The sequence below is a fragment of the Coleofasciculus sp. FACHB-712 genome (assembly GCF_014695635.1).
Taxonomy (GTDB): domain Bacteria; phylum Cyanobacteriota; class Cyanobacteriia; order Cyanobacteriales; family FACHB-T130; genus FACHB-T130.
In genome coordinates, this window is the sequence record NZ_JACJOQ010000237.1 from 1 (window position 1) to 3,842 (window position 3,842).

At 49.0% G+C, this 3,842-nt stretch carries 3 protein-coding genes; 1 reads left to right on the plus strand and 2 read right to left on the minus strand.

What is annotated here, in order from left to right:
• A partial coding sequence (locus H6F50_RS06880; RefSeq protein ID WP_190427838.1) for an alpha/beta hydrolase occupies window positions 1-1,085 on the minus strand: 1,085 nt, incomplete at its 3' end.
• Between the two features lie 382 nt (window positions 1,086-1,467).
• Between H6F50_RS06880 and H6F50_RS06885 the strand changes: the two genes are divergently transcribed.
• Window positions 1,468-1,770, plus strand: a complete 303-nt coding sequence (locus H6F50_RS06885) for a Dabb family protein (RefSeq protein ID WP_190427840.1) — start codon at window positions 1,468-1,470, stop codon at window positions 1,768-1,770.
• A 149-nt stretch (window positions 1,771-1,919) separates the two neighbouring features.
• Here H6F50_RS06885 and aspS read toward each other — a convergent pair whose 3' ends face one another.
• On the minus strand, window positions 1,920-3,725 hold the full coding sequence (aspS, locus tag H6F50_RS06890; protein ID WP_190427842.1) for an aspartate--tRNA ligase: 1,806 nt from the start codon (window positions 3,723-3,725) through the stop codon (window positions 1,920-1,922).
• Window positions 3,726-3,842: the final 117 nt, after the last annotated feature.

Sequence of the window (3,842 nt, forward strand, 5' to 3'; positions counted from 1 at the left end):
AAGGAAATTACATTCCCTTTACAGCGCTCTTTTAAAGACGCTAATTGCAACTCGGCACCCGCAACCGATAAAGCTGTACTACCCCCCAGAGAATACCCGATTACCATGACGCGATCGGGTGCCAGTTTCCCCTGAAGTTCCCCGGCTTGATTCAGCTTTTCTAGTTCGTCGATAACAAAACTGATATCCTTGGGACGATTCAAAAACTCCTGAGCATCCAATAAGGGAGCTTTGCCTCTAACTACCTGCTTCACATGACTTTCGTTACTCCCAGGATGTTCTAAGGCTGCCACTACATAGCCATAGGATGTCAAATGCTCTGCCAGGTAGCGCATATCGGTGCGAACCGAACCTAAGCCATGCGATAGAACAATTATCGGTTTAGCCGGAGAAGCCGCTTCCGACCAGTAAACATCAAGGGGAATTTCCCGGCGGCGCTGGGTATCATTGAGTTTCAAGTTCAGCACCTGCACGGATGCCGTTCCCGGTAGCGTGGGATCGAAAGGTAAATTAAGTTGGGGGCGCTTGACAGTCAGTTGGGGGGCAATCTCTGCCATAAACCACTGAGTTTGCCAAAAAGCGCTGTTAAAATTTTCGACAACTTTAAACGCCCGACTTAAGTCTATATCAAGCGTTTGACGGGGATAAGCTTCGATAAAGCTGAGTAAAGACAGTCCTTCTGGTGCCCTAGCCCCTAATACGAGTCCCGATCGCACATCTAGCACTCCGACATTATCCTGACGCGATGTTGTACTAGCCAAAGAAGATGCGATCGCGCTACCAATTTGAGTATCGAGTAACCGACTCACTTGCACAACATCAATATCAAATTTTGCCCTCAGCGCTGACAGAATTTGGCTTCGTTGTTGCGAAGACAGGTTTCTTGCAAAACTTCTCAAAGACGATGGGGTGGTTCCCGTTTCCGCAAGCTGGCGGAGATCCGCGATATTGATGGATTCAGTAGAGGAGCCTTTCCGAACCACGATGGTTTGAGCGGCTTGTACAGAAGGAGTTGCGCTGCTGATGTAGGCGCAACCACTGAGGACGCTGATAACTGACAACAGCCATCTCAAGCGCGATCGCATGAATATTTCTCCTTTCTTGTGCTTTTTCGCTATCTGCTTGCAATTATTGTAGGGGCGCACGGCTGTACGCCCCTATAGATGTATACCGTGCAATTTATTCTTCACAGGCACGAAGCGTCTGACGTTAGGTTGTGGCCTTTGTCTGTACAGCCGCGACTTTCAACCATAGAGCAAGTGCAGCAAGCAGCTCACAAGCAGCAGAATAATTGAGAACCATTTGGTCTTGCGAGTGAATTTGTTGAAGACAGCAAGCACCCAAAGAAGCAGGATTAAGGGGCGATCGCTTGTGACTGAATTTTATTGAGAGCGATCGCGTCTGGCTGTATGTTCTTTCTGTCCCCAGCTAAGCTTTTAGAGACTCTGCTATTAGTAACCTAAGCAAATGCCTCAGATTCAACACATGGTTCTGCTCAAATTTAAACCAGAAATAACGCAGGAAAAGATTGCAGATTTGTTAAACCAACTGGGTGAACTTCAGCAATTAATTCCAGGTATTACCTACTATGCTGGGGGAGCCTATTCTAGTCACGAGGGGCTGAACCAGGGCTATAACCACGGATTTTTGATGACATTTGAGAGCATAGCTGCCCGTGATGTCTATCTGCCACATCCCGAACACGAACGAGTTAAGTCTGCGATGTTAGAATGCTTAGACGATTTCATCATCTTTGATTTTGAAGCTTAATAGTCTTTGGAGAGATTGAGGAAGATGAAGGAGCGATCGCTATCTTTTCCTCATGCCTCTGCTTTACTTTCCATGTTTTATTTTCCAAACATTTTGAAGGCGCACAATGAGAATTGTGCGCCTCTAAACCTTTGTCGCGATCGCGCGAGTTACTGCTTTTCTTTTTCGTTGGATTTCGGCTTGTATGTCGAAGCGACGTGCAATTCCTTCAACTGCTTCCCATCGACACCAGAGGGCGCATCGGTTAATAAACAACGAGCCTGCTGCGTCTTCGGGAAAGCGATCACATCCCGAATCGATTCTTCCCCTGCTAAGAGCATCACCAAGCGGTCTAAACCGTAGGCAATTCCCCCGTGTGGCGGCGTGCCGTATTCAAATGCCTCTAGGAGAAATCCAAACTTGGCATACGCTTCCTCTTTCCCTAAGCCAATGGCTTCAAACACCTGCTCTTGAACCTCGCGCTGGTAAATCCGCCGACTTCCACCGCCAACTTCCACGCCGTTGAGAATCAGGTCATAAGCTTGCGCCCGTGCCGTCTTCAGGTCGTGCAAATCATCAGGATGGGGAGCCGTAAACGGATGATGCAGCGCTTCTAGGCGCTTCTCATCCGCATTCCACTCAAACATGGGGAAGTCTGTCACCCAAAGCAGGTTGTTTTTGTCAGGATCGATGAGTCCCAATTCGCGACCAATCACCTGGCGCAATCTGTCGAGGGTTTTATTAACCTTATTCGTATCGCCCGCACCAAATAGCAAAAGATGACCGGGTTTTGCACCTGTGCGACTTAGCAATTCTTGTTTTTGCGCTTCGGTGAGGTTGTCTTTAATCGCGCCAATGGTGTCGAGTTCGCCGTCATCTCGCACGCGAATATAGGCAAGACCCTTAGCACCGGCTTCGCTAGCTTCTTTAAATAGGTCACCGCCTGGTTTAATCCGCACGTTGGAGAAGGCGTCGTTTCCGCCAGGAACGGGCAATACTTTGACGATACCGCCAGAGGCGACAGCGCCGGAAAATACCTTAAACCCAGAATCTTTCAGCAAATCGGAAACGTTGACAAGTTCTAAGCCAAAGCGGGTGTCTGGTTTATCGCACCCGTAGCGATCCATCGCGTCTGCATAAGTCAGGCGCGGGAAGGGGCGGGGTAAGTCGATGCCTTTGACCGTTTTGAAGATATGGCAAACTAAACTTTCGTTGAGCTGGAGAATCTCTTCTTGAGACATGAAGCTCATCTCCATATCTAACTGAGTAAATTCTGGCTGTCTGTCTGCGCGTAAATCTTCATCTCGGAAGCAACGAGCAATCTGGTAATAACGGTCATAGCCGGATACCATCAGCATTTGCTTAAATAGCTGCGGCGACTGAGGAAGCGCATACCACTCGCTGGGATTGACGCGGCTGGGTACGAGGTAATCCCGTGCGCCTTCGGGAGTCGATTTGGTGAGAATCGGCGTTTCTATTTCGATGAAGTTTTCGATGTCTTCCAGGTAGCGACGGATGGCTTTGACGACTTGGTGACGCAACTGGAGGTTGCGAGTCATGCGATCGCGTCTTAAGTCTAGATAGCGATACTTCAATCGCAAGTCTTCGCGCAGGGATTCTGTGTCTCCCGCCCCTACTTGGAAGGGCAGCTGCTTGTATACCTGATTGAGCAGTTCAATTTTGTCTGCGTAAATTTCAATTTCGCCAGTCGGGAGGCGAGGATTGAGCGAGTCTTCGGGACGTTTGCTGACTCGACCCGTAACTCTGAGGACGTATTCGTTGCGCTGATTTGCCGCCTCTGCGTAAGAGTCAGGCGTCCGCACTGGGTCGCTGATAATTTGAACGATGCCGGTGCGATCGCGCAAATCTAAAAATATCACCCCCCCGTGGTCGCGGCGACGGTCTACCCATCCACACAAGGTGACAGTTTGTCCAATATGTTCGCTTCTAGGTTCGCCGCAGTAATGGGTTCGCATGGTTGCCGATCGAATGCTTGCTGAAAGATTGGGATTTAAAGGTAACAAAATGTGAAAGCTTTGCCCATTATCCTGCATTCTTTGTAATTCTGTTCAAACTGCTAGGGGCTGAACCTA